We start from the raw sequence: 23,181 nt of genomic DNA, 5'->3' as shown, positions 1-23,181 counted from the left end.
CAGGTCATGCGACACCGACAGAACCGACGAAACCCGCGCATTCTCGCGTGGACCCTGGCCGCGGCCGCCCTCCTGGCGGCCGCGCCGCCCGCCGTGACGTCCGCGGCCCCCAACTGCCCTCGACTGTCCGGGGGTTGGTACGGAGACAACCGCGCCCACCTGCAGGACGTCATCGACGTCCGCGGCACCTGCGCGGGCGGTACGGGCAACGGCCGGCGGCCGGTCGCCGCCTTCGACTGGGACAACACGGTCACCAAGAACGACGTCACCGACGCCACCATCTCCTGGGCCCTGCGGCACGACAGGATCCTGCGCCCGGCACGCTGGAAGGCCACCAGCGCCTGGCTCACCGACGCGGCCGACCGGGCGCTCACCACGGCCTGCGGCACCGGTGTCCCGGTCGGCACACCCCTGCCGACCGCCACGAACCCCCGCTGCACGGACGAGATCCTCGAGATCCGCGAGGCCGGGCGCACCATGAGCGGCGCCGCCGCCTTCGCCGGCCGGTGGAACCACCGGCGCACCGTCCCCCAGTACGCCTGGGTGCCCCAGCTGTTCGCCGGACACACCCCCGCCGAACTCTCCTCGTACGCCCGGCACGCCCGCGCCGAGGCCCTCGCGGCACCCGTCGGCTCGACCCGCACGCTCGGCACCCACACCGTCCCCGCGTACGTCCGCTACTACTCCCAGCAGCGTGACCTCATCCGCACCCTCCACCGCGCCGGATTCGACGTCTACATCGTCTCGGCCGGCTCCGAACCCGTCACCGAGGTCTGGTCGCGCGGCGTCGGCGTCGACGCCGCGCACACCATCGCGATCCGCTCCGTCCTCGACCGGCGCGGCCGGATCACCACCCGCAACCAGGGCTGCGGCGACGTCCCCGCGAACCGCGGCGCGGCCATCCCGTACATCGACGGCAAGCGCTGCTGGATCAACCAGGAGATCTACGGCGTGCGAGGCGCGGCGGCCTGGCAGCGGCAGGACGCCCGCCACAGGACCGCGATCGCGGGCGGCGACGCCGACACCGACGTCACCTTCGTCGCGGACGCCACGGGCGCGCACCTCGTCATCAACCGCAACAAGAACGAACTCATGTGCCGGGCGTACGACGACGCCGACGGCCGCTGGGTGATCAACCCGATGTTCATCGAGCCGCTGCCCCGCAAGCAGGGCCTCTACCCGTGCTCCACGAGCGCCTACACCGCCCCCGACGGCACCCTCGGACCGCTCCGCAGGCCGGACGGCTCGATCGTGCCGGACCTCGCCGACACCGTGTACTGAGGGTCGCGGCACGTCCTAGAGTGCCGGGATGAGCATGACGCCACCTCCCGGCTGGTACCGCGACCCCTCGTACCCGCTCGTCGAGCGCTGGTGGGACGGGACCGCCTGGACCGAGCACCGGCGTCCGCCCGAGACCGTCCGACAGCCGCTCCCGGCGCGGCCGGAGACCCGCCCGCCCGGGGGCGCCTCCGGCCGCGCCAAGGCCGTCGCGCTCGGCGCCGCCGCCGTCGTCCTCGTCGCCGCGATCGTCACCGGCGCCGTCCTGCTGCGCCTCGGCCACGGCGACGGAGAGACCGCCGCGCAGACCACCCCGGCGGTCGCGTCCCCCGCGGACACCGACGGGCCCACGCCCACACCGTCCGGACCCTCGCCCTCGGCCGGCGACCCGTCCGTCGTCGTGGACCAGCTCAACGGCATCACCCTGCCGTTGCGGACGGGGTGGACCCGGCCGAAGTACGTCGCCGACCACGACGTGGTGATGACCACCCCGGGCACCTACGACTGTCCGGGCGACCCCGGCCTGTGCCGGCACGGCCAGGTCAGCTCGCGGACGGCCACGGCCACCGACGTGACCTCCCCGAAGACCCTCGCACAGGGCGACATCAAGGACGCGATGGACAGCGTCTACGACCGTGACCTGCTCGGCAGCCGGCCCTTCCGGGGCGTCACCTCGCACACCCTGGTCAAGGCGGGCTCGGTCGCCGTCGCGGGGCGCGCCGGGTACTTCGTGCGCTGGAAGGTCAAGACCGGTGTGGGGCCCGGGGGTTACGTCGAGTCGCTGGCCTTCCCGTCCAGCGTCGGCACGCAGGCCCTGGTCATCGTCCGGTTCGCCTTCGACGCGGGCGCGGACGGGCCGCCGCTGTCCGACATGGACCGGATCACCCGGGGGATCCGGTCCGTCGGCGGCACGGACGCGGGCGGCGGGGTGGGCAGCAGCATCGGCCCGTCGAACTGAGCGGGCGGCTCAGAGGAACGTGTGCCCCTCACCCCGGTAGGTCGGCACGGCAGCCGTCACCGTGTCGCCCTCGACCAGGTGCAGCGTGTCGAACCGTTCGCACAGTTCACCGGCCTTGGCGTGCCGGAACCACACCTTGTCGCCGATGAGCAGATCGTCCGCCGGGGATCCGAGCAGCGGGGTCTGCACCTCGCCCGGGCCCTCCTGCGGGTCGTACGCCAGCCCCTCCGGGAGGTGGGGGACCGGCAACCGGTCGGGGCCCGCCGCACCGGACGCCGGATAGCCGCCGCCCAGCACCGTCACGATCCCGACACCCGGCCGCCGCACGACCGGCTGGGCGAACAGCGCGGCCGGACGGCCGCTGAACGAGGTGTAGTTGTCGAAGAGCCGCGGCACGTAGAGTCCCGACCCCGCCGCGATCTCGGTGACCGCGTCCTCGGCAGCCGTGTGCTGGACGCTGCCGGTGCCACCGCCGTTGACGAACTCCAGGTCGGGCTCCACGGCCCGTACCGCGCGGACCACCTCCGCGCGCCGCTGGACCAGCTCCTTGCGGGCCGTGGCCTGCATCAGCCGCACCGCCCGCGACCGCAGCGGCCGCCCCGCGACGGAGTCGCCGACACCCGCGATGTGCCCTTCGTAGGCCATGATCCCCACGAGCTTGAACCCCGGTGCGCGCTTGATCGCCCGGGCCAGGTCCGCGACCTGGGCGGGGGAGTGCAGCGGTGAGCGCAGCGCCCCGACCCTGACCCGGCCCCCGAACAGCTTCAGCGCGGTGTCCAACTCCAGGCAGACACGTACCACTTCGGTGCCGCCCTGCCGGGCCTCGTCGATGAGCCGCAGCTGTGCCGGGTCGTCGACCATGACGGTCACCGCGGCGGCGAGCTTGGGGTCGGAGGTCAGCTCGGCGTAGCCCTTGCGGTCGGCCGACGGGTAGGCGAGCAGGACGTCCTCGAAACCCGACCTGGCCAGCCACAGCGACTCGGCGAGGGTGAAGGACATGATCCCCGCGAAGCCGTCCCGGTCCAGGACGCGTTCCAGGAGGGCGCGGCAGCGCACGGACTTGCTGGCGACCCGGATCGGCTTGCCGCCGGCCCTGCGGACGAGATCGTCCGCGTTCGCGTCGAAGGCCTCCAGGTCCACGATCGCGACGGGTGCGTCGAGGTGAGCGGTGGCCCGGTCGTAGCGGGCCCTGTCGGCGGCACGGGCAGTCATGCACGCAGCCTGCCAGACTCGATTACCGCAGGGTAGGGGGACGTTCCGGGCAGATGCCCCGGGGCTTCGGACTGGTTCCCTCCGGACGCGCGTCAACCCGTAGAGTGACGCGGACGCGGGGAGGAACGACCTCGCCCCGACGGGCCCTGCCCGGGGTGACGGTCCACCGGTACGGGTATGCGTGCTCGTGGCGGGCCCCTTCCGCGAAGGAACGGCCCGGATGGACTCCGCGAGGGCCGGCAGCCCGGTACGAGGAAACGGGGGGTGCATGAGCACGGAAGCGCGCCGCGCCGCCCCTCCGCCGCGTCCCTCCGGCCCACCGTCGTCCGAGCACCCGCCGCACCCGGAAGCTGGCCCGGAGCCCACGGACACTCCGGCACCCGCCGGGACGCAGGCGCCCCCGCAGTCCTCGCCCCCCGCTCCGTACGCGCCTCCCTCGACGACACCCCCCGCGCCCCCCTACGCACCGCCTTCGTCGTTCTCCGGGCCTCCTTACGCACCGCCTTCGGGACCCGCCGTACCCGCGCAGGCCTCGCCCTCGTCCGGCTTCCCGCCGGTCCCGCAGCGCCCGGCGACCCCGCCCGCTCCGGTGACCCCGCCGGACGTGACGTCCCCGCCGATGCCGGCCGGCCCGCCGCCCGTCCCCGGTACCCGGGGTCCTGAGGCACCGCCGGTTCCGACGTCCCCGCCCGGCCCCTCGACACCGCCGCGCCCGGAACGGCTTCCGGCGGGCGGCGAGGCATGGGAGTCCGAGCGCAGTTCGCCGTCGACCGGGGGCACGGCGTCCGGACGCGGCTACGCGCCTCCGATCGAGGGGGAGTCATGGTCCGACGAACCCCCTCCCCGGCAAGCGAAGGAACGGTCCACCGTCCACCCCTCCTCCGCCGGGCGGGGCGCCGCACCCCGAACGCCCTCCGTCCCGGAGCAGGGCGCCGAGCCCCGCCGTCCGTCGTCGCCGGACGACGACTCCGCGCCCCGGGATCTCTACTCGTCCGGCGGGAACGCCGACTTCGGGAACCCTTCGGCCCCGGGCCAGGGGGCGACCTCCCGCAACGCGTCGGCCCCCGGCCGGGGCGCGGTATCCGGCGACTCCTCGTCGGCCGGCCGGAGCGTCGACTCCGCGACGCCGCCGGCCCGGGGCCAGTCCACGACATCGGGCCATCCTTCGTCCCCCGGTCAGGGCGCGTCATCGAGGAACTCGTCTTCTCCCGGCCGGGACACCGAGGCCCGCCGTCCGTCGTCGCCGGACGACAACTCCGCACCCCGGGACCTCTCCTCGACGGGCCGGAACGCCGACTTCGGGAACCCTTCGGCCCCGGGCCGGGGGGCGACGTCCCGCAACGCGTCGGCCCCCGGCCGGGGCGCGGTATCCGGCGACTCCCCGTCAGCCGGCTGGAGTGTCGACTCGGGGAAGCCGTCGGCCCGGGGCCAGTCCGCGACGTCGGGCCATCCTTCGTCCCCCGGTCAGGGCGAGGCATCGAGGAACTCGTCTTCTCCCGGCCGGGACACCGAGGCCCGCCGTCCGTCGTCGCCGGACTTCTCCTCGTCCCGCGGGAACGCCGACTTCGGGAACCCTTCGGCCCCGGGCCAGGGGGCGACGTCCCGCAACGCGTCGGCCCCCGGTCAGGGCGCCGCGTCCCGGTCGCGGCAGGACGTGCCGTACCCCGGTGCGGGGATCCCGCCCCGTCCCGCCGGCCCGCCCCAGGGTGCGGATTCGTCCGTGCCGTCACAGGCCGGGAGCCCGCGCCCGACGGCGGAACAGGCCGCTCCGGAGCGTCCGCAGGAGCGGTACGGGCGGGAGTCCGGCACGGATCGCGAGGTGTCCCCGGCGTCCGGGCAGGAGTCCCCGCGTTTCCCGCGGCTGCGTCCGGGGGCGATGACCCCGCCGCCGCCCGCGGCCACCGCACGCTTCCCGGACACGCCCCCCGCCACCGAGGACTCCCCGCGCGGCGGCCGGGTGCCGCACCCGGCCGAGCCGTCGCGGGCCGGAGCTCCAGGGCGTCCCGCCGCTCCCGGTGAGCGGCCCGCGGAGACGACCCGACGGCTGCGACCCATCCGTACGGAGAATCCCCCCGCCCCCGCCGCGGACCCGCTCCCCCCGCAGCCGCCGACCCCGGCCCCTCCTGGCGGAGCCCCGGGCGCGGAGCGCCCCTTCGTGTCGTTCGCCGAGCCCGAGACCTACGGGGACGCCCCCGCACCGGCCCGTCCGTTCTTCGGGCGGCCCCGGACGCGCAACGCCGCCGCCGCGGCCTGTGTCGTCCTCGGACTCGGCCTCATCGGCGGTGCCGTGACGGGGAGTTGGCTCACCGGCGACGACACGGACGCCCCCGGATCGCGCGGCGCCTTCGCCGCGGCCGGAGAACTCTGGCACAGCGTCCCCGTGGACCAGCTCTTCCCGCCGACCGTGCGGGGCGACGGAGCGGGCCCCGGCGGCTCCGACCGCGTCTGGACACGGATCGCCGTCGCCCCGGACACCGGCTGCGCGAACGCCTTCGACCCGCTGCTGCGCAAGGCCCTCGCCCCCGTCGGCTGCCTGCGCCTGCTGCGCGCCACCTACGTGGACGCGACCCTGAGCCACGTCACCACCGTCGGCCTGCTGTTCACCAAGGCGGACGCGGCGGCGATGACCGCGCTGAAGGCCCGCTTCGGCAAGGAGGGCCTGGACCGGCGCACCGACCTGATGCCCCGGACCTACCCGGCCAAGGGCACCCCGGCCGAGGACTTCGGCGCCGCCCAGCGTGCGTCCTGGACCGAGTCGGTCCTCACGGACGCCCCGGTCGTCGTGTTCGCCGTCTCCGGGTTCGCCGACGGACGTACGGTCACCGCACCGCAGCCCGCCGCCGACGCCATGAAGCCCGAGGCGACGACCGCCCCGGCCCAGGCCGGACTCGGCCACGAGGCACAGGGGCTGGCCGACCGGGTGGAGCGGAGCCTCCGCAAGACCGTCACCCCGGCCACGGAGAAGCCGTCATGAACCGCGAGACCGTTCCCGTCCACGCCGCCTCCGCCGCCCCCGCACGGATCGCCGCCGGCCGGGCCCGCCGTTTCCGCGCCCCGGCAGTCCGTGGTCCCGGGCTCTCCCGCCGGTCCGCCGCGCTCAGCGTCCTGCTCGCCGCCTCCCTCGCCCTGGTGCCCACGGCCGCCGCCCACGCCGACGGCATACGGGCCCAGCAGTGGGGCCTCGACGCGATGCACACACAGCAGGCGTGGCGGACGACCAAGGGCAAGGGCATCACCGTCGCGGTCCTCGACACCGGCGTCGACGCCCGGCACCCGGACCTCAGCGGCAGCGTCCTCACCGGCAAGGACATGGTCGGTTTCGGCGCGAGCCGGGGCGACCGGGCCTGGGCACGGCACGGCACCGCCATGGCGGGCATCATCGCCGGTCACGGCCACGGAGCCGGTGACGCCGACGGAGTCATGGGCATTGCGCCCGAGGCCAGGATCCTGCCCGTCCGCGTCATCCTCGAAGACGCCGACCCGGCCCGCTCCAAGGCCCGCACCACCCGGGGCAACGCGCTCGCCGAGGGCATCCGCTGGGCCACCGACCACGGCGCCGACGTCATCAACCTCTCCCTCGGCGACGACTCCAAGTCCGCGCACCCCGAACCCGCCGAGGACGAAGCCGTCCAGTACGCGCTGAGGAAGGGCGTCGCCGTCGTGGCCTCCGCCGGGAACGGCGGCGAGAAGGGGGACCACATCTCCTACCCGGCCGCGTACCCCGGGGTGATCGCCGCGACCGCCGTCGACCGCTACGGAACACGCGCCTCGTTCTCCACCCGCCGCTGGTACGCCACTGTCAGCGCCCCGGGCGTCGACGTCGTCATCGCCGACCCGGACGACCGGTACTACGAAGGCTGGGGCACCAGCGCCGCGTCCGCGTTCGTCTCCGGCGCCGTCGCGCTCATCCGGGCCGCCCACCCGGGCCTCGCCCCGGCGCAGATCAAGCAGCTCCTGGAGGACACCGCGCGCAACGTGCCCTCGGGAGGCCGTGACGACGCGCGCGGCTTCGGCTTCATCGACCCGGCCGCGGCCATCGAGGCAGGCGGGCGGCTCAAGCCCGAAGGCCTCACCTCGGCCGCGTACGGCCGGAAGTACTTCGGTCCCGGACCCGACACCTCGGACGACGACGGCGGACCGGCCGACTGGGCCGGCCCGCTCGCGGGCGCCCTCGGCCTCGCCCTGCTGGCGGCGGCCGTGGTCGTGTGGCGCGGACGCAAGGGCGCGCTCCCGTTCGGCCGGCGGTAGAGCGGCTCTATCAGCGGCCGCGGGCCCGCCCGCGGCGCTGCCCGCCGCTCACTTCTCCCCGGAGTCCTGGAAGGCGGCCATCGCCGCCTTGGACGCCGCCTCCACCAGCGAGATCCCCTCGGCCTGCGTGGAGTTGCCGTCCGACAGCACCGCCACGAGGTAGTCGTGGCCGTCGACGGTCACGCGCCCGACGCTGTTGATGTCCCACAGGCCGGTCGCGGTCCGTGGCAACCACCCGTTCTTCAGGGCCCACCGCGTGCCGTCCGCCGCGGCCGACACCCCCCACCGCTGACCGGTCGCTATCTTCCCCATGAGCCCCTGGAGATAGTCCCGGGAGGCCGAGCCGAGTTCCGAGTCGTCCCCGAACACCTGCTGCAACAGGGTCAGTTGATCGCCTGCCGTGGTCTGTGTCAGCCCCCACAGCTCGCCGTCGCCGCCCTTCGTCCCGGTCAGCCCGAAGCGCTTGTTCGCGGCGTCGAGGCCGTCCGCCCGGCCGATCGCGGCCCACAGCGCGGACGCCGAGGCGTTGTCGCTGTTCTCGATCATCGTGGTGGCGTAGGCCTTCTCCTGGACGGTGAGGTGCCGGTCCGCGTCCTGCGCCCGCAGCAGCAGCGCGGCCAGGATGTCCACCTTGACGATGCTCGCGGTGTCGAAGGTGCCGTCGCCGTATCCGGCGCTCTCGCCGGAGCCGAGGTCGAGGACGGCGACCGACACCTTCGCGCCGTCCGCCACCGTCACCGACTTCATCGCTTTCTTCATCGCCTTCGCGAGCAGCGCGTCCCGGTCCACCGACGGCTCCGCCACGGGTTCCACCGACGCCTCCTCACCGGCCGACGACGACGCCGAGGGGAGTGCCGACGCCGAGGACGCCGACGATACGAGGCCCTTGCCGTCGTGCGCATGCGCCTGCACGTACACGGTCCCGGCTCCGGTGACGCCGACCAGTACGGCGGAGGCCACCGCGGTGCAGAGGAGCGAGGTGCGCCGGACGGGCCGGGCGCGGCGTCCGCGGGATCTGTGACGGTCCATGCCGCGATGCTGGACGGCCCGACTGTGCGCCCGGTTAGACGCGTGTTAGAGCTGTGTCAGCGAAGACTGAGAAACCCGTGAATCCGGTCACCGCCGGGTTTCGAGGCCCGCACAACCGCAACAGCATCCCCCCGATAGGGTCAGGGACCGTGGCGAACAAGAACATTCCCGACTCCGGCTTCCCCGACGACGACGGCTCCGCCGATCCCCGGCTGAGCGCGGCGCTCGCCGCCTGGTCGGCGGACCGTACCGCCGTGCCGCCGGTCCTGGAGGCCCTGAAGGACGCCCGGCTGCTCGTGCCGGTGGTGGCGGTCCTCGGCGAGGTCGAGGAGGACGAGAACGGTCTGCGCCACGAGAAGACCAGTGACATGGCGGTGCCCACCCTCAAGGCGGGGGACCGTACGGCGCTGCCCGCCTTCACGTCCACGGACTCGCTGGCCCGCTGGGACCCCGCGGCCCGCCCCGTCGCCGTACCCCTGCGTCAGGTGCTGGAGGCCGCGGCGCACGAGAAGGCCGACACGATCGTGCTGGACCTGGCCGGGCCCGTCGCCTTCCAGCTGACCGGCTCCGCCCTGCTCGCGCTCGCCGAGGGCCGTACGACCGCCGAACCGCTGGCCGATCCCGCCGTCGTCGAGGCGGTACGCGCCGCGGTCGCCGCCGAGCCCCGGGTGGTCCGCGCCCATCTCGGCCCCGGCGGGGCCGACGGCACCCTCGCCCTGGTGCTCGACCCTTCGGCCGCCCCCGCTGAGGCCGCCCGTGCGGTCGCCGAGCGACTCGCGGCCGACGAGACACTGAGGGCCCGCCTGGTCCGCGGCCTCGACCTGGCACTCCTGCCGGCCGGGGCGACACCACCGGGCGAGCCCCTGTACGTGCGCCGCTGAGCGGGACGGGTCAGCCGTAGACCGGCCCGGTGTACTTCTCGCCCGGGCCCTGGCCCGGCTCGTCCGGGACGAGGGAGGCCTCGCGGAAGGCGAGCTGGAGCGACTTCAGGCCGTCGCGCAGCGGGGCCGCGTGGAACGAGCTGATCTCGGTGGTGCTCGCGTCGAGGAGTCCGGCGAGCGCGGTGACGAGCTTGCGGGCCTCGTCCAGGTCCTTGTGCTCGTCGCCCTCCTCGGTGAGACCGAGCTTCACCGCGGCGGCGCTCATCAGGTTGACGGCGACCGTCACGATGACCTCGACCGCGGGGACCTCGGCGATGTCGCGGGTCATGGTGTCGAAGTCGGGGTTCTGGGGAGGGGTGTCACTCATGCCTCCCACGATAGGCCCCGGCGTGTACGCCCCCGCCCGCGGGAGTGTTCCCCCCGGGTGCGGGACGGCCGGGAGGCCGCCGGTTAGCGCGTGCCCGGCGGAACTGCTAACCTTGTGTAACGACCGGCCGGAGACGTATGCGCTTCGGCCCACAAGTGGAGGCTCCGATCTCCCACCTGACTGTCCTCCGGGACGGCGGGTCACCCGGTCAGGCGGCCGCCACCGTTCCGTACGGACGGTGGAGTCGCCCGAATGCGCGCCCCGCGGTTGACGCGGCGGTGTTCCGGTAGTCCTTGGAGCCCCGCCTGTGTCCCGTCCGGGGCATTTTTCATGTCCCACGACGGTTGGTCCACGTGTCATCAGAGACATACGCGGCTGTCCGCCAGACCGCCGTGTGGTGCAACCGAGGAGGATCCATCAGCACCGAGCCCCGCATCAACGACCGGATTCGTGTTCCCGAAGTACGACTTGTCGGTCCCAGCGGCGAGCAGGTCGGGATTGTTCCGCTTGCCAAGGCCCTTGAGCTCGCTCAGGAGTACGACCTCGACCTGGTCGAGGTGGCGGCGAGCGCACGTCCGCCCGTGTGCAAGCTCATGGACTACGGCAAGTTCAAGTACGAATCGGCCATGAAGGCCCGTGAGGCGCGCAAGAACCAGGCGCACACGGTCATCAAGGAGATGAAGCTCCGGCCGAAGATCGACCCGCACGACTATGACACGAAGAAGGGTCACGTCGTCCGGTTCCTCAAGCAGGGCGACAAGGTCAAGATCACGATCATGTTCCGTGGTCGCGAGCAGTCCCGGCCGGAGCTCGGCTACCGACTGCTGCAGCGGCTCGCCACGGACGTGGAGGACCTCGGGTTCATCGAGTCGAACCCGAAGCAGGACGGCCGAAACATGATCATGGTTCTCGGTCCGCACAAGAAGAAGACCGAGGCGATGGCCGAGGCCCGTGAGGCCCAGGCGGCTCGCAAGGCCGACGCGAAGGCCAACCCCGGCCGTTCGCAGAACGCCGCCGAGGGTGAGCTGGACGAGGGCGAGATCGCCGAGGGCGAGATCACCGAGGCCGAGTCCACCGAGGCCGAGTCCACCGAGGCTCCGGCCGAGGCATCCGCCGAGGCCTGATCCCAGGGTTCACGCCCCGGGATGTCAATCGATACATATGACGTTCCACCGTGCCCGGTCATGCCGACCGGGCACCGGAGCGCCACTGACGAGGAGAGAACGGCGCTATGCCGAAGAACAAGTCGCACAGCGGTGCCAGCAAGCGCTTCAAGATCACCGGCTCCGGCAAGGTGCTCCGTGAGCGCGCCGGCAAGCGCCACCTGCTCGAGCACAAGTCGTCCCGCGTGACCCGTCGTCTCACCGGCACCGCCGAGATGGCCCCGGGCGACGCCAAGAAGATCAAGAAGCTTCTCGGCAAGTGACGTACCGGCGCCCAGGCGCCGTACGTCAGGACCGGGACCCCATCGAATTCGGGCCGTGTGAGTCCCACCACGGCCCCGCTACAAGGAGTTAACAAGTGGCACGCGTCAAGCGGGCAGTCAACGCCCACAAGAAGCGCCGGGCAATCCTCGAGGCGGCCTCCGGCTACCGCGGTCAGCGTTCGCGCCTGTACCGCAAGGCCAAGGAGCAGGTCACCCACTCGCTGGTCTACAACTACAACGACCGCAAGAAGCGCAAGGGCGACTTCCGTCGGCTGTGGATCCAGCGCATCAACGCTGCGGCCCGCCAGAACGGCATGACGTACAACCGCCTCATCCAGGGTCTGAACGCCGCCAACATCGAGGTGGACCGCAAGATCCTCGCCGAGCTGGCCGTCAACGACGCCAACGCGTTCGCCGCGCTCGTCGAGGTCGCGCAGAAGGCCCTCCCGTCGGACGTCAACGCGCCGAAGGCCGCCTGACACCGACGCCGGCCTCGCCGGATGTCACCGGACCCGCAGGTTTTCGCCTGCGGGTCCGTCGTGTTCCCTGCGGCAGCAACTCCCCCTGCAACGTGAAGGTGACCCCATGCCCCCCGCCGCCCCCGAGCTGATCTCCCCGCGCTCGCCGCGTGTCGTCGCCGCCCGCCGGCTCGCCAGGCGGAACTTCCGGGGCAAGGAGCGGCTCTTCCTCGCCGAGGGGCCGCAGGCCGTACGGGAGGCCGCCGCGCACCGCACCTCCGGCACCGCCACCCTCGTCGAACTGTTCGCCACCGTCGAGGCGGCCGAGAGGTACGCCGACATCGTCGGCGCCGCCCGCGACGCCGGCGCCCGCGTGCACCTCGCCGAGGAGGAGGTCATCGCCGACATCTCCACCACGGTCACCCCGCAGGGCCTCGTCGGGATCTGCCGCTTCCTCGACACCCCCTTCGAGGACGTCCTCAAGGCCCGGCCCCGCCTCGTCGCCGTGCTCGCGCACGTCCGCGACCCCGGGAACGCGGGCACCGTCCTGCGCTGCGCCGACGCCGCGGGCGCCGAGGCCGTCGTGCTCACCGACGCCTCCGTCGACCTCTACAACCCCAAGGCCGTCCGCGCCTCCGTGGGGTCCCTGTTCCATCTGCCCGTCGCCGTCGGCGTCCCCGTCGAACAGGCCGTCGCGGGCCTGAAGGATGCGGGCGTCCGGATCGTCGCCGCCGACGGAGCGGGCGACGACGACCTCGACGACGAGCTCGACAAGGGGACCATGGGCGGACCCACCGCCTGGGTGTTCGGCAACGAGGCCTGGGGGCTCCCCGAGGAGACCCGGGCGCTGGCCGACGCCGTCGTGCGCGTCCCGATCCACGGAAAGGCCGAGAGTCTGAACCTCGCCACCGCCGCGGCCGTATGTCTCTACGCGTCGGCCCGTGCACAGCGAGCCTCCACAGGGTGCCGCTCCGTCACCGACAGCTAGTAGGGTGACGGGCTCGGGGGCCCTCTGCGCCAGACGAGAGGTGGGGTACGGGGATGAGTGTCGGCACGGGCGGTGCGCACAGCGCGCTGCGAGCACGCGACGTGCGCGGCACCCCCGCGTCCCGGCCGGATGACGGCGCCGACCCGAAGGCCGGCACCGGCGTCGACCCCGACGACCTGCCCGACGGACTCGTCGTCGCCGACGAGCACGGCCGCGTGATCTGCTTCAACGCCGCCGCCGCGCGGATCACCGCCGTCCCCGCCGACCGGGCCCTCGGCCGCCGTCTGGAGACGGCACTGCCCCTGGAGGACCTGGAGGGCCGCCGGTGGTGGCAGCTGACCGACCCCTACGGCGGCCTCGCCATCCGCAACGGCCAGCCCGAGCGCAACCTGCTGCTCCCCGGCGGCCGTGAGGTCCTGGTCGCCGCCCGCTACGTACGGACCCGGCCCACCGGACCCGTCCGCCGCGTCGTCGTCTCGCTGCGCGACACCGAGGCCCGCCGCCGCACCGAGCGCAGCCACGCGGAGCTGATCGCCACGGTCGCCCACGAACTGCGCTCGCCGCTCACCTCCGTCAAGGGCTTCACCGCGACCCTGCTCGCCAAGTGGGAACGCTTCACGGACGACCAGAAGAAGCTGATGCTGGAGACCGTCGACGCCGACGCCAACCGCGTCACGCGGCTCATCGCCGAACTCCTCGACATCTCCCGCATCGACTCCGGACGCCTCGAGCTGCGCCGCCAGCCCGTCGACATGGGTGTCGCCGTCGGCCGCCACATCCAGGCGTACGTCGCCTCAGGCCAGCCCGCCGACCGTTTCCTGCTGCGCATCGAGCAGCCGCTGCCCGACTTGTGGGCCGACCCCGACAAGGTCGACCAGGTGCTGAGCAACCTGATCGAAAATGCGGTGCGGCACGGCGAGGGAACCGTCACCATTGACGTGGCGCCCTCGGCCTCCCCGCGTGAGCGGGCGGACGAGGAGGGCCCGGCGAGTGCCGTCACGTCGGTCACCGTGAGCGACGAGGGCACCGGAATCCCGGAGGAGTCCATGAACCGCGTCTTCACCCGCTTCTGGCGGGGCAGCAAGCGCGGTGGCACCGGCCTCGGGCTCTACATCGTCAAGGGCATCGTCGAAGCCCACGGCGGCACGATCACGGTCGGCCGCGCCCCCGGCGGGGGAGCCGAGTTCCGATTTACGTTGCCCGTCGGCACCCCGGCGTATCTCCTCTGACGCCGCGGCGGACCCCACGGGCTCATCCGCACGGGAGCACCGCGAGGACGCCCAGTCCTGGGCAGGCCCCCACCCCCGTTAGACTCGGCCTTTGGCACCTTTGCGTCCTCTCATCTGCGGACGATTCGTCTCCGAGTCGGTGACGGGGACCCTCAGCCAGCCAACCGGAAGCACGGGAAGAGATGTCGGCACCTAATAAGTCGTACGACCCTGTAGAGGTCGAGGCCTTGAAACCGGAAGAGATCGAGCGCATGCGGGACGAGGCGCTCGCCGCCTTCGCGGCCGCCGGCGACCTCGACGCGCTCCAGGAGGCCAAGGTCGCCCACACCGGCGGCACCTCTCCGCTGGCCCTCGCCAACCGCGAGATCGGCGCACTGCCCCCGCAGGCCAAGGCCGCGGCCGGCAAGCTCGTCGGACAGGCCCGGGGCGCCGTGAACAAGGCCCTCGCCGCCCGCCAGGCCGAGCTGGAGGCCGAGCGCGACGCGCGCGTACTGGTCGAGGAGGCGGTGGACGTCACGCTGCCGTACGACCGTGTACCCGCCGGCGCCCGGCACCCGCTGACCACCATGATGGAGCGCGTCGCCGACGTCTTCGTGTCCATGGGATACGAGATCGCCGAGGGACCCGAGGTCGAGGCGGAGTGGTTCAACTTCGACGCCCTGAACTTCGGCCCGGACCATCCGGCCCGGCAGATGCAGGACACCTTCTTCGTCCAGGGCCCCAAGGGCGTGCAGGGCGACGAGTCCGGTGTCGTGCTGCGCACCCACACCTCCCCGGTGCAGGCCCGCGCCCTGCTCGACCGGGAGCCGCCCGTCTACGTCGTGTGCCCCGGCCGCGTCTACCGCACGGACGAGCTCGACGCCACGCACACCCCGGTCTTCCACCAGATCGAGCTGCTCGCCGTCGACGAGGGCCTGACCATGGCCGACCTCAAGGGCACCCTCGACCACATGGTCCAGTCGCTCTTCGGCTCGGACATGAAGACCCGGCTGCGCCCGAACTACTTCCCCTTCACCGAGCCGTCCGCCGAGATGGACATGCTCTGCTACGTCTGCAAGGGCGAGTCCGTCGGCAACCCCGACCGCCCCTGCCGGACCTGCTCGTCCGAGGGCTGGATCGAGCTCGGCGGCTGCGGCATGGTCAACCCGCGGGTGCTCGTCGCGTGCGGCGTCGACCCGGAGAAGTACAGCGGGTTCGCCTTCGGGTTCGGTATCGAGCGGATGCTGATGTTCCGCCACAGCGTCGAAGACATGCGAGACATGGTCGAGGGTGACGTCCGGTTCACCCGGCCGTTCGGGATGGAGATCTGATGCGGGTCCCGCTTTCTTGGCTGCGGGAGTACGTCGACCTGCCGGCGACGGAGACCGGTCGCGACGTCCAGGCCAAGCTCATTTCGGCCGGCCTCGAGGTCGAGACCGTCGAGCAGCTCGGTGCCGACCTCAAGGGGCCCCTGGTCGTCGGCCAGGTGCTCACCATCGAGGAACTGACGGAGTTCAAGAAGCCCATCCGCTTCTGCACCGTCGCCGTCGGCACGGCCAACGGCACCGGTGAGCCCCAGGAGATCGTCTGCGGCGCCCGCAACTTCGCCGTCGGCGACAAGGTCGTCGTGGTGCTGCCCGGCGCCGTCCTGCCCGGCAACTTCGCGATCGCCGCGCGCAAGACGTACGGCAAGACCTCGCACGGCATGATCTGCTCGGGCGACGAGCTCGGCATGGGCGACGACGGCTCCGGCGGCATCATCGTGCTGCCGCAGGAGGCCGAGGTCGGCACCGACGCGATCGAGCTGCTCCAGCTCGTCGACGAGGTCCTCGACATCGCCGTCACACCCGACCGCGGCTACGCCCTGTCGATGCGCGGCGTCGCCCGTGAGACCGCCATCGCGTACGGCCTGCCGCTGCGCGACCCGGCGCTGCTCGACGTACCGGCCCCGAACGCGTTCGGCTACCCGGTGCGGGTCTCCGACCCGATGGGCTGCGACCGCTTCACCGCGCGTACGGTGACCGGCCTCGACCCCGACGCCCACTCCCCGATCTGGCTGCGGCGCCGCCTCCAGAAGGCCGGCATGCGCCCGATCTCGCTGGCCGTCGACATCACCAACTACGTGATGCTGGAGCTCGGCCAGCCCCTGCACGCGTACGACCGCGGTCGTGTCCAGGGCGCCATCGGTGTGCGCCGGGCCGAGCAGGGCGAGAAGCTCACCACCCTCGACGGCGTCAAGCGCACGCTGAACGCCGAGGACCTGGTGATCATCGACGACCGCGGCCCCATCGGCCTCGCGGGCGTCATGGGCGGCGCCAACACCGAGATCGACGACACCGAGGGCACCACCACCGAGGTCGTCGTCGAGGCCGCGCACTTCGACGCCATCTCGATCGCGCGCACGGCCCGCCGTCACAAGCTGGCCTCCGAGGCGTCCAAGCGCTTCGAGCGCGGCGTCGACCCGCAGGCCGCCTCCGCGGCGGCCCAGCGGACCGTCGACCTGCTCGTCCTTCTCGCCGGCGGCACCGCCGAGGCCGGGGTCACCGAGGTGATCGCGCCGTCCGCGCCGCACAGCATCACCATTCCGGCGAACCACCCGGACAAGGTGGCCGGTGTCGACTACGGCCGCGAGACCGTCGTCCGCCGCCTCCAGCAGGTCGGCTGCGACGTCTACGGCCAGGACGAGCTGATCGTCACCGTGCCGTCCTGGCGGCCCGACCTGACGGACCCGAACGACCTGGCCGAAGAGGTCATCCGGCTGGAGGGCTACGAGAACCTGCCCTCCACGCTGCCCAAGCCCCCGGCGGGCCTCGGCCTCACGGACCGGCAGCGCCTGCACCGCCGTGCCGGCCGCGCCCTCGCCGGTGCCGGATACGTCGAGACGCCGAACTACCCGTTCATGGGCGAGCAGGTCCTCGACCAGTTCGGCCTGGCCGACGACGACCCGAACCGCAAGGTCGTCAGGCTGGTCAACCCGCTCTCCGACGAGGAGCCCGCGCTCCGTACGACGCTGCTGCCGGGCCTCCTGCAGGCCCTGCGCCGCAACGACGGACGCGGCAGCCACGACCTCGCGCTCTTCGAGACGGGCCTGGTCTTCCACCCCCGGGCGGAGCTGCGTGTCGCCGGGCGGCTGCCCGTCGACCGCCGTCCCACCGACGAGGAGATCGCGTCCCTGACCGCCGCGCTGCCCGTCCAGCCCCGGCACGCCGCCGTCGTCCTCGCGGGCGCCCGCGAGCAGGCCGGCTGGTGGGGCAGGGGTCGCCCGGCCGACTGGGCCGACGCGATCGAGGCCGCGCGCATCCTGGCCCGCGAGGCGGGGACCGAACTCCTCGTCCGCTCCGGCCAGTACGGTCCGTGGCACCCCGGCCGGTGCGCCGAGCTCGCGGTCGTCGTGGACGGCACGCGGCGGGTCATCGGATACGCCGGTGAACTCCACCCCCGTGTGCTGAAGGCGCTGGGTCTGCCCGCGCGCACCTGCGCGATGGAACTGGACCTGGACGTGCTGGAGGAGGCGAGTTCCGGCCACCCCAAGGGGCCGAAGATCTCGACCTTCCCGGTCGCCACCCAGGACGTCGCGCTGGTCGTCGACAAGGCCGTACCGCACGCGGACGTCGAGGCGTCGCTGCGTGAGGGCGCGGGTGAACTCCTCGAGTCCATCCGGCTGTTCGACGAGTACGAGAGCGAGCAGCTCGGCGGGGACCGCAAGTCCCTGGCGTACGCGCTGCGCTTCCGTGCCGACGACCGGACGCTCACCGTCGACGAGGCCTCCGCGGCCCGCGACGCGGCGGTGGCGCTGGCCACCGAGCGCACGGGAGCGGTGCTGCGCGGGGCCTGACGGCCCAGCAGGTCGTGCCGGGGAGCTGTGTGCCGGACCGCGGGTCGTCCCGCGGCCGGGCGCACCGCTCCCCGCCCCCTTTTTCCAGGGGCCCAGCCCGCCCTCTCCGTGAGGCCGGGCAAGGCCCCTGCCTGCATTGATACGCGGGGTGCGGGTGTCCGAAGACACCTCACTCATTCGGGTGACATGTCCGGACGATCTGGCCCGATCGGGCGTGCGGTCGACAGAATCGGACCGGTCTCGCCGAGGCCGTCTGCGCTGTCGGGGCCTATTGGGGGGCCAATCGGCATGATCCGTATCAAGGCTGGGGCTCCCCGCGGGGTGACGCCCCCGACGCATGCACGGGAGCCGGTCCGGGCGGTCCCGGGGCCGCGGCGCCGGGGTGGCCGGCTGAGGGTGGGCTTCGCCCGGGTGCTGCGTGGAGGCGGCCCCCGTACGCGGTTCGGCCACCGGCTCCGCAGGCCCGGCCGGGTCACCGGCCTCGGCCGGGGTGGCCCCGACGGCTCCGACCGGCCGCCGCTCCGCCGGGCGCTGACCCTCGGGCTGCCCACGGCCTGGGGCGCGCTCGCGATCTCGTACCGGATGGTCTGCCCGCTCGCGCAGCAGGACGGCCTCGGGGCCCGCATCGCCACCAGCGCCGTCTTCTTCGCCGTCGGCACGGGACTGGTGGTCCATGTCCGAGGGACGCTGCTGCGCGAACTCCGGCAGATCCGCAAGGTCGCGGGAGCCGCCCAGAGTGTCCTGCTGCGGCCGTTGCCGCCACGGATCGACGGGCTCGGTCTCGCGGCGACGCAGCTCTCCGCCGACCGCGGGGCGGCCGTCGGCGGCGACCTGTACGAGGTGATCGCCACCGAGCACGGCGTGCGGGTCGTGATGGGCGACGTCCGCGGGCACGGACTCGGCGCCATCGGCACCGTCGCCGCCGTCCTCGGCAGCTTCCGGGAGGCCGCGCACGACGAACCCGAGCTCGGCGGTGTCCTCAGGAGGCTCGACCGCGCCCTGGCACGGCATCTGCGCGAGCGCGCCCGCGGCGAACACCCCTCCTCCGGTCTCGACACCGACAACCCGGTCGCCGAGGACTTCGTCACCGTCCTGATGCTGGAGATCCACCCCGACGGCGAGGTGTACGGCCTCAACTGCGGTCATCCCTGGCCGTATCTGCTCGGCCCCGGCAGGGTCGCCCCGCTCGCGAGCGCCGAACCCCTTCCCCCGCTCGGGCCGTTCCCGCTCCCGGCCGTCCTCCCGGCCGAGCACTGCGGCCAACTCCTGCCCGGTGAGGGGCTGTTCCTGCACACCGACGGTGCCGAGGACGCGCGGGACGCCCGGGGTCGGTTCTTCCCGCTGCTGCCCGCCCTCGCGGAGGCCGTCCACGACCGGCCCGTGGTGCCGGAGGCCGTCCTGCGGGCGGTCCTGGCGGGGCTGCTGCGGCACACCGGTGGCCGGCCCGCCGACGACGTGGCCCTCCTGGTGCTGCGCAACGACCGGCGTCGCGTGCCGCTGCACCAGGGACACGCAGTCTCCCGGCACCTGCCGCACCGACGGTGACACCGCGCCGTACGCCGGCTCCGACACCGTCCCGCCCGTGCCGACGGCGGCCGTCCGCCCCGCCACGGAGTGTCGGGCAGGCAGCCGGGCGGACGGCGCGAAACGGGCCGCCGCACTGTACGAGGGGGAGCCGGCGGCCCGGCCGGCCTCTTGCGAGACAGCTCAGTCAACCGGCCCGCGACTCTCCGCGACAGCGCGCGCACACGTTGGATACGGGTATTCGCTTCACACCCCGTGTGAAAGGGACCCGCTACGCTGACTGGCGCTGTCGGACGCGGAAGAGGACGATCGGCGCCGTCGGCCACGAGCCACCCGGGGGGCCCTCCATGCAGCCCAACACTCTGCTCGACGCGATCCTCGACGAGGCGGGCATCTCGCACGCGGGGCTCGCCGCCCACGTCAACCAGGCGGGACGGGCGCGCGGCCTCGCCCTGCGCTACGAACACACCGCCGTGGCGCGGTGGTTGAAGGGGCAGCGGCCGCGTGGCCAGGTGCCCGACCTGATCTGCGAGGTCCTCGCGGTACGGCTGCACCGGCCCGTTACGCTGGACGACATCGGCCTCGGACTGCCCGGTGAGCCGTCCGCCCCGCACGCCACCTCGCTCTCCGGCTTCGTCGAGCGCGCCACCGCCCTGTGGCGTTCCGACGAACAGCAGCGGCCGCACATCCTGGGCGCCCCGGCCGTCACCGGCACGCCCGCGGTGATGCCCGTCTGGGAGTGGGAGAACCCGCCGGAGGACGTGGACGTCTCCCGCGGCGGCCGCCAGCAGGTCAGCATGGCCGACATCGACATGCTCCGGGCGGCGCGGGCCCACTACGAGCAGATGTACCGCAAGGCAGGGGGCATCGCGACCCGTGCCCGGATCGTCGGCTTCCTCAACTCCGAGACCGCGCCCCTGCTGCGCGGCAGCTACACCGACGCCACCGGCCGCCAACTCCACCGGGCCACCGGGGGGTTGGTGGCCATCGCGGGCATCTGCGCCTACGACTCCGACGCGCACGGCCTCGCCCAGCGCTACTTCCACCAGGCGCTGCGCCTGGCGAAGGCCAGCGGGGACAGGGGACTTGGCGCCTACGTGATAGCGCTGCTCGTCAACCAGTCGCTGTTCATGCGCGAGTACCGGCAGGCGGTCGCCTTCGCCGAGGCCGCGCTGCGCGCCGCGGGGCGTCACATCACGCCGGCGCTCGCCTCCGACCTCTACGCGATGCAGGCCAAGGCGTACGCACACCTCGGCGACGGCAGCAGCGCGCTGTCCTGCATTCGGCGTGCCGAGCAGGCCGCCGAGCGCATCCGTCGCGGGTACGAGCCGGACGAGACCGGCTATGTCCAGCCGGGACTGGTCAACGTACAGGTGGCGGAGGCACTGCTCAGCCTCGGTGACCTGGTGGCGGCGGCCGAGCACGCCGCGGCGGCCGTCGACAATCCGGCGCACGACCGGGGGCGCGTACACCGCCTGGCCATGCTCAGCCAGATCGAGCTGCGCCAGGGCAACGCCGACAAGGCCGTGGAGACCGCGGTCCAAATGGCCGAACAGGCACGCGGCATGGAGTCCCAGCGGCTGCGCGACAGACTCCGCGCGGTACGCCGGCATCTGGTGAGCAGCGGCTGCGCGGGGACGGCCGAGGCCGCGGAACTCATCGACGGCGCCCTGCGCGTACCGCTGTAGGGGGCGCGTGCGCGGGCCGTGCCCCACCGCCCGTCCGGATCCCGGCCACCCTTCCGGCACGCCGTCTTCACCGTCACCGCACCGTGCCCCGACCGCTGTGAGTCTGCTGCCAGGACGCTCCTGCTGCGATATTGCCACTTACCTAGCGGAAGGTGGCAGAACTGTGCAGTGGACGAAACAGAACGAACAAACTGTGTACGCAAATCGCTGGTTCAGCGTCAACCTCGCCGATGTGCAGCTGCCGGACGGGCGGCATCTCGATCACTTCCTGATACGCCTGCGGCCCGTCGCCGTGGCCACGGTGGTGAACGAGTCGAACGAGGTCCTGCTCCTGTGGCGGCACCGCTTCATCACGGACAGCTGGGGGTGGGAGCTGCCGGCCGGAGTGGTCGAGGACGGTGAGGACATCGCCGTCGCGGCGGCCCGCGAACTGGAGGAGGAGACCGGCTGGCGGCCGGGACCCCTGCGGCATCTGATGAGCGTCGAGCCCTCGAACGGGCTCACCGACGCCCGGCACCACATCTACTGGGCCGACGAGGGGGAGTACATCGGGCACCCCGTGGACGACTTCGAGTCCGACCGCCGGGAGTGGGTGTCCCTGAAGCTCGTTCCCGACATGGTCGCCCGCGGTGAGGTCCCGGCCGCCAACATGGCTGCCGCGCTGCTCCTCCTGCACCATCTCAGGCTCGGTCAGGACGTGTTGCCCTGACCGGGTCCCGCTCCGGTGTCCCGGTCCTAGTGGCCCAGAGCCTGCCAGACCGTCACGGCCAGCGCTCCGACAGCCGCGACGACGGAGACGGTGGGCAGGGGCCAGCGGGTGTGTTCGAGCGCGACGATCCGTGTGCTGAGGTCGTCGAGATCCTTGGCCGTCTGGTCGTCGCGCTGGGTGAGCAGCGCCAGTCCTCCCTCGATGCGGGTGAGCCCCACTTCGAGGGACCGGCGTAACTCCGCGAGTTCCTTCGGTGCCACGGGATGCTCGGAGTCGGTGGTCACGGGTCCGCTCCTTTCCGTAGTCGGAAATCCCTTGTCTGCGCACGGAAAGTCAACTCGCCTGGTGGACACGTGGGGAGCGTGTGCGCGCGGCATATGCGGGCCCGGCGCGCACACTCCGTGTGAACGCCGCGGGCCCGGCACCGCAGAGGGTGCCGGGCCCGCGCCCGTTCCGCTCGACCCGGAGGCCGGCGGCCTGTCGTCACTGGCCGTACGTGTAGAACCCCGAGTTGGTCTTGCGGCCGAGGCGGCCGGCGTCGACCATGCGCTGGAGCAGCGGGGGAGCGGCGTACAGCGGCTCCTTGTACTCCTCGTACATGCTGAACGCGACCGAGGCCACCGTGTCGAGACCGATCAGGTCGGACAGCTTGAGCGGGCCCATCGGGTGGGCGCAGCCCATCTCCATGCCGTTGTCGATGTCCTCGCGGCTCGCGATACCCGACTCGAACATCCGGATCGCGGACAGGAGATAGGGGATCAGCAGCGCGTTGACGACGAAGCCGGAGCGGTCCTGGGCGCGGATCGTGTGCTTGCCGAGCGCCTTCTCGGCGAACAGCTGGGCCCGGCCGATGGTGCCCTCGGAGGTGGTCAGCGCCGGGATCAGCTCCACGAGCTGCTGGACCGGGGCCGGGTTGAAGAAGTGGATGCCGATGACCTGGTCGGGACGCGAGGTGGCGACGGCCAGCCTGACCAGCGGGATCGAGGAGGTGTTGGAGGCGAGGATCGCGTCCGGCCGGGTCACCACCTGGTCGAGCACCTGGAAGATCTCGGTCTTCACCTGCTCGTTCTCGACGACGGCCTCGATCACCAGGTCGCGGTCGGCGAACTCGCCGAGGTCCGTGGTGAAGCTGAGCCGGTTCTGGGTCGCCTCCAGCTCGTCCTCGGAGATCTTGCCGCGCCCGGCGGCCTTGGACAGGGAGTTGAACAGCCGGGTCCGGCCGATCTCCAGGGCTTCGCCGGTGGTCTCGGCGACCTTGACGTCCAGACCGGCGCGGGCGCACACCTCGGCAATGCCCGCTCCCATCTGGCCGCAGCCCACCACTCCGACGCGTTCGATGTCGGTCACATCGTCCCCTTCGCTGATCCGCACG

21 protein-coding genes are annotated in these 23,181 nt (G+C 72.9%); 15 read left to right on the top strand and 6 right to left on the bottom strand.

Going from position 1 to position 23,181, the window contains the following annotated elements:
- Positions 1–6: 6 nt before the first annotated feature.
- Positions 7–1,281: a haloacid dehalogenase-like hydrolase gene (locus ABZT74_RS13730; protein WP_356434768.1), complete on the top strand. Its 1,275-nt coding sequence runs from the start codon at positions 7–9 to the stop codon at positions 1,279–1,281.
- Positions 1,282–1,309: 28 nt separating this feature from the next.
- Positions 1,310–2,236, top strand: a complete 927-nt coding sequence (locus ABZT74_RS13725; protein ID WP_356175964.1) for a DUF2510 domain-containing protein — start codon at positions 1,310–1,312, stop codon at positions 2,234–2,236.
- Positions 2,237–2,245: 9 nt separating this feature from the next.
- Here the strand turns inward: ABZT74_RS13725 and ABZT74_RS13720 are convergent, their stop codons facing one another.
- Positions 2,246–3,448: an amino acid deaminase/aldolase gene (locus tag ABZT74_RS13720; protein ID WP_356175966.1), complete on the bottom strand. Its 1,203-nt coding sequence runs from the start codon at positions 3,446–3,448 to the stop codon at positions 2,246–2,248.
- A gap of 984 nt (positions 3,449–4,432) precedes the next feature.
- Complete coding sequence (locus ABZT74_RS13715; RefSeq protein WP_356175969.1) at positions 4,433–4,597, bottom strand: hypothetical protein; 165 nt, start codon at positions 4,595–4,597, stop codon at positions 4,433–4,435.
- A gap of 1,006 nt (positions 4,598–5,603) precedes the next feature.
- Between ABZT74_RS13715 and ABZT74_RS13710 the strand changes: the two genes are divergently transcribed.
- On the top strand, positions 5,604–6,422 hold the full coding sequence (locus ABZT74_RS13710; protein ID WP_356434765.1) for a hypothetical protein: 819 nt from the start codon (positions 5,604–5,606) through the stop codon (positions 6,420–6,422).
- A complete protein-coding gene (mycP, locus tag ABZT74_RS13705) occupies positions 6,419–7,696 on the top strand; it encodes a type VII secretion-associated serine protease mycosin (protein WP_356434762.1) in 1,278 nt (425 codons plus the stop codon). Before ABZT74_RS13710 ends, mycP begins: the two co-directional genes overlap by 4 nt.
- Positions 7,697–7,744: 48 nt before the next feature.
- On the opposite strand, the gene ABZT74_RS13700 is transcribed toward mycP, so the two are convergent.
- Positions 7,745–8,725, bottom strand: coding sequence for a serine hydrolase (locus ABZT74_RS13700; RefSeq protein ID WP_356434759.1), 981 nt, complete (start codon positions 8,723–8,725; stop codon positions 7,745–7,747).
- 149 nt (positions 8,726–8,874) lie between these two features.
- Here ABZT74_RS13700 and ABZT74_RS13695 point away from each other — a divergent pair, with 149 nt between their 5' ends.
- Positions 8,875–9,606: an SseB family protein gene (locus tag ABZT74_RS13695; RefSeq protein WP_356434756.1), complete on the top strand. Its 732-nt coding sequence runs from the start codon at positions 8,875–8,877 to the stop codon at positions 9,604–9,606.
- Between the two features lie 10 nt (positions 9,607–9,616).
- On the opposite strand, the gene ABZT74_RS13690 is transcribed toward ABZT74_RS13695, so the two are convergent.
- On the bottom strand, positions 9,617–9,973 hold the full coding sequence (locus ABZT74_RS13690) for a DUF1844 domain-containing protein (RefSeq protein ID WP_164371095.1): 357 nt from the start codon (positions 9,971–9,973) through the stop codon (positions 9,617–9,619).
- Positions 9,974–10,365: 392 nt separating this feature from the next.
- On the opposite strand from ABZT74_RS13690, the gene infC reads away from it, so the two are divergent.
- From infC to ABZT74_RS13640, 10 genes are all read left to right on the top strand, one after another.
- Positions 10,366–11,097, top strand: a complete 732-nt coding sequence (gene infC, locus ABZT74_RS13685; protein WP_356434874.1) for a translation initiation factor IF-3 — start codon at positions 10,366–10,368, stop codon at positions 11,095–11,097.
- 107 nt (positions 11,098–11,204) lie between these two features.
- Complete coding sequence (rpmI, locus tag ABZT74_RS13680; protein ID WP_073499621.1) at positions 11,205–11,399, top strand: 50S ribosomal protein L35; 195 nt, start codon at positions 11,205–11,207, stop codon at positions 11,397–11,399.
- Between the two features lie 95 nt (positions 11,400–11,494).
- Positions 11,495–11,878: a 50S ribosomal protein L20 gene (rplT, locus tag ABZT74_RS13675; RefSeq protein WP_024494113.1), complete on the top strand. Its 384-nt coding sequence runs from the start codon at positions 11,495–11,497 to the stop codon at positions 11,876–11,878.
- 106 nt (positions 11,879–11,984) lie between these two features.
- A complete protein-coding gene (locus ABZT74_RS13670; protein WP_355865826.1) occupies positions 11,985–12,845 on the top strand; it encodes an RNA methyltransferase in 861 nt (286 codons plus the stop codon).
- A gap of 53 nt (positions 12,846–12,898) precedes the next feature.
- Complete coding sequence (locus ABZT74_RS13665) at positions 12,899–14,074, top strand: ATP-binding protein (RefSeq protein WP_356175986.1); 1,176 nt, start codon at positions 12,899–12,901, stop codon at positions 14,072–14,074.
- Positions 14,075–14,256: 182 nt separating this feature from the next.
- The gene (gene pheS, locus ABZT74_RS13660) at positions 14,257–15,384 is read left to right on the top strand and encodes a phenylalanine--tRNA ligase subunit alpha (protein WP_355865832.1); all 1,128 of its coding nucleotides are present in this window, start codon (positions 14,257–14,259) and stop codon (positions 15,382–15,384) included.
- Positions 15,384–17,888, top strand: coding sequence for a phenylalanine--tRNA ligase subunit beta (gene pheT / locus ABZT74_RS13655; protein WP_356434751.1), 2,505 nt, complete (start codon positions 15,384–15,386; stop codon positions 17,886–17,888). The genes pheS and pheT overlap by 1 nt, the downstream gene beginning before the upstream one ends.
- 582 nt (positions 17,889–18,470) lie before the next feature.
- On the top strand, positions 18,471–19,433 hold the full coding sequence (locus tag ABZT74_RS13650) for a PP2C family protein-serine/threonine phosphatase (RefSeq protein WP_356434871.1): 963 nt from the start codon (positions 18,471–18,473) through the stop codon (positions 19,431–19,433).
- Positions 19,434–19,759: 326 nt separating this feature from the next.
- On the top strand, positions 19,760–21,100 hold the full coding sequence (locus ABZT74_RS13645) for a transcriptional regulator (protein ID WP_355865839.1): 1,341 nt from the start codon (positions 19,760–19,762) through the stop codon (positions 21,098–21,100).
- A gap of 163 nt (positions 21,101–21,263) precedes the next feature.
- A complete protein-coding gene (locus tag ABZT74_RS13640; RefSeq protein ID WP_356175992.1) occupies positions 21,264–21,809 on the top strand; it encodes an NUDIX hydrolase in 546 nt (181 codons plus the stop codon).
- A 26-nt stretch (positions 21,810–21,835) separates the two neighbouring features.
- On the opposite strand, the gene ABZT74_RS13635 is transcribed toward ABZT74_RS13640, so the two are convergent.
- Together ABZT74_RS13635 and ABZT74_RS13630 are read right to left on the bottom strand one after the other, a co-directional pair.
- The gene (locus ABZT74_RS13635; protein ID WP_355865845.1) at positions 21,836–22,093 is read right to left on the bottom strand and encodes a hypothetical protein; all 258 of its coding nucleotides are present in this window, start codon (positions 22,091–22,093) and stop codon (positions 21,836–21,838) included.
- Between the two features lie 199 nt (positions 22,094–22,292).
- Positions 22,293–23,156, bottom strand: a complete 864-nt coding sequence (locus ABZT74_RS13630; protein ID WP_355865848.1) for a 3-hydroxybutyryl-CoA dehydrogenase — start codon at positions 23,154–23,156, stop codon at positions 22,293–22,295.
- Positions 23,157–23,181: the final 25 nt, after the last annotated feature.

Origin of the sequence: Streptomyces sp. NPDC005302, assembly GCF_040607345.1 — a bacterium.
Taxonomy (GTDB): Bacteria; Actinomycetota; Actinomycetes; order Streptomycetales; family Streptomycetaceae; genus Streptomyces.
Note: the sequence above shows the minus strand (reverse complement) of the source record. Positions and strands in the feature narration are given on the sequence as shown.

What these genes read in the sequence shown, in the direction of transcription:
- ABZT74_RS13730 (WP_356434768.1), top strand. Translation starts at nt 7, where the DNA reads ATGCGACACCGACAGAACCGACGAAACCCGCGCATTCTCGCGTGGACC.
- ABZT74_RS13665 (WP_356175986.1), top strand. Translation starts at nt 12,899, where the DNA reads ATGAGTGTCGGCACGGGCGGTGCGCACAGCGCGCTGCGAGCACGCGAC.
- ABZT74_RS13650 (WP_356434871.1), top strand. Translation starts at nt 18,471, where the DNA reads ATGGTCTGCCCGCTCGCGCAGCAGGACGGCCTCGGGGCCCGCATCGCC.
- ABZT74_RS13645 (WP_355865839.1), top strand. Translation starts at nt 19,760, where the DNA reads ATGCAGCCCAACACTCTGCTCGACGCGATCCTCGACGAGGCGGGCATC.
- ABZT74_RS13700 (WP_356434759.1), bottom strand. Translation starts at nt 8,725, where the DNA reads ATGGACCGTCACAGATCCCGCGGACGCCGCGCCCGGCCCGTCCGGCGC.
- rpmI (WP_073499621.1), top strand. Translation starts at nt 11,205, where the DNA reads ATGCCGAAGAACAAGTCGCACAGCGGTGCCAGCAAGCGCTTCAAGATC.
- ABZT74_RS13725 (WP_356175964.1), top strand. Translation starts at nt 1,310, where the DNA reads ATGAGCATGACGCCACCTCCCGGCTGGTACCGCGACCCCTCGTACCCG.
- mycP (WP_356434762.1), top strand. Translation starts at nt 6,419, where the DNA reads ATGAACCGCGAGACCGTTCCCGTCCACGCCGCCTCCGCCGCCCCCGCA.
- pheT (WP_356434751.1), top strand. Translation starts at nt 15,384, where the DNA reads ATGCGGGTCCCGCTTTCTTGGCTGCGGGAGTACGTCGACCTGCCGGCG.
- ABZT74_RS13720 (WP_356175966.1), bottom strand. Translation starts at nt 3,448, where the DNA reads ATGACTGCCCGTGCCGCCGACAGGGCCCGCTACGACCGGGCCACCGCT.
- ABZT74_RS13690 (WP_164371095.1), bottom strand. Translation starts at nt 9,973, where the DNA reads ATGAGTGACACCCCTCCCCAGAACCCCGACTTCGACACCATGACCCGC.
- ABZT74_RS13670 (WP_355865826.1), top strand. Translation starts at nt 11,985, where the DNA reads ATGCCCCCCGCCGCCCCCGAGCTGATCTCCCCGCGCTCGCCGCGTGTC.
- pheS (WP_355865832.1), top strand. Translation starts at nt 14,257, where the DNA reads ATGTCGGCACCTAATAAGTCGTACGACCCTGTAGAGGTCGAGGCCTTG.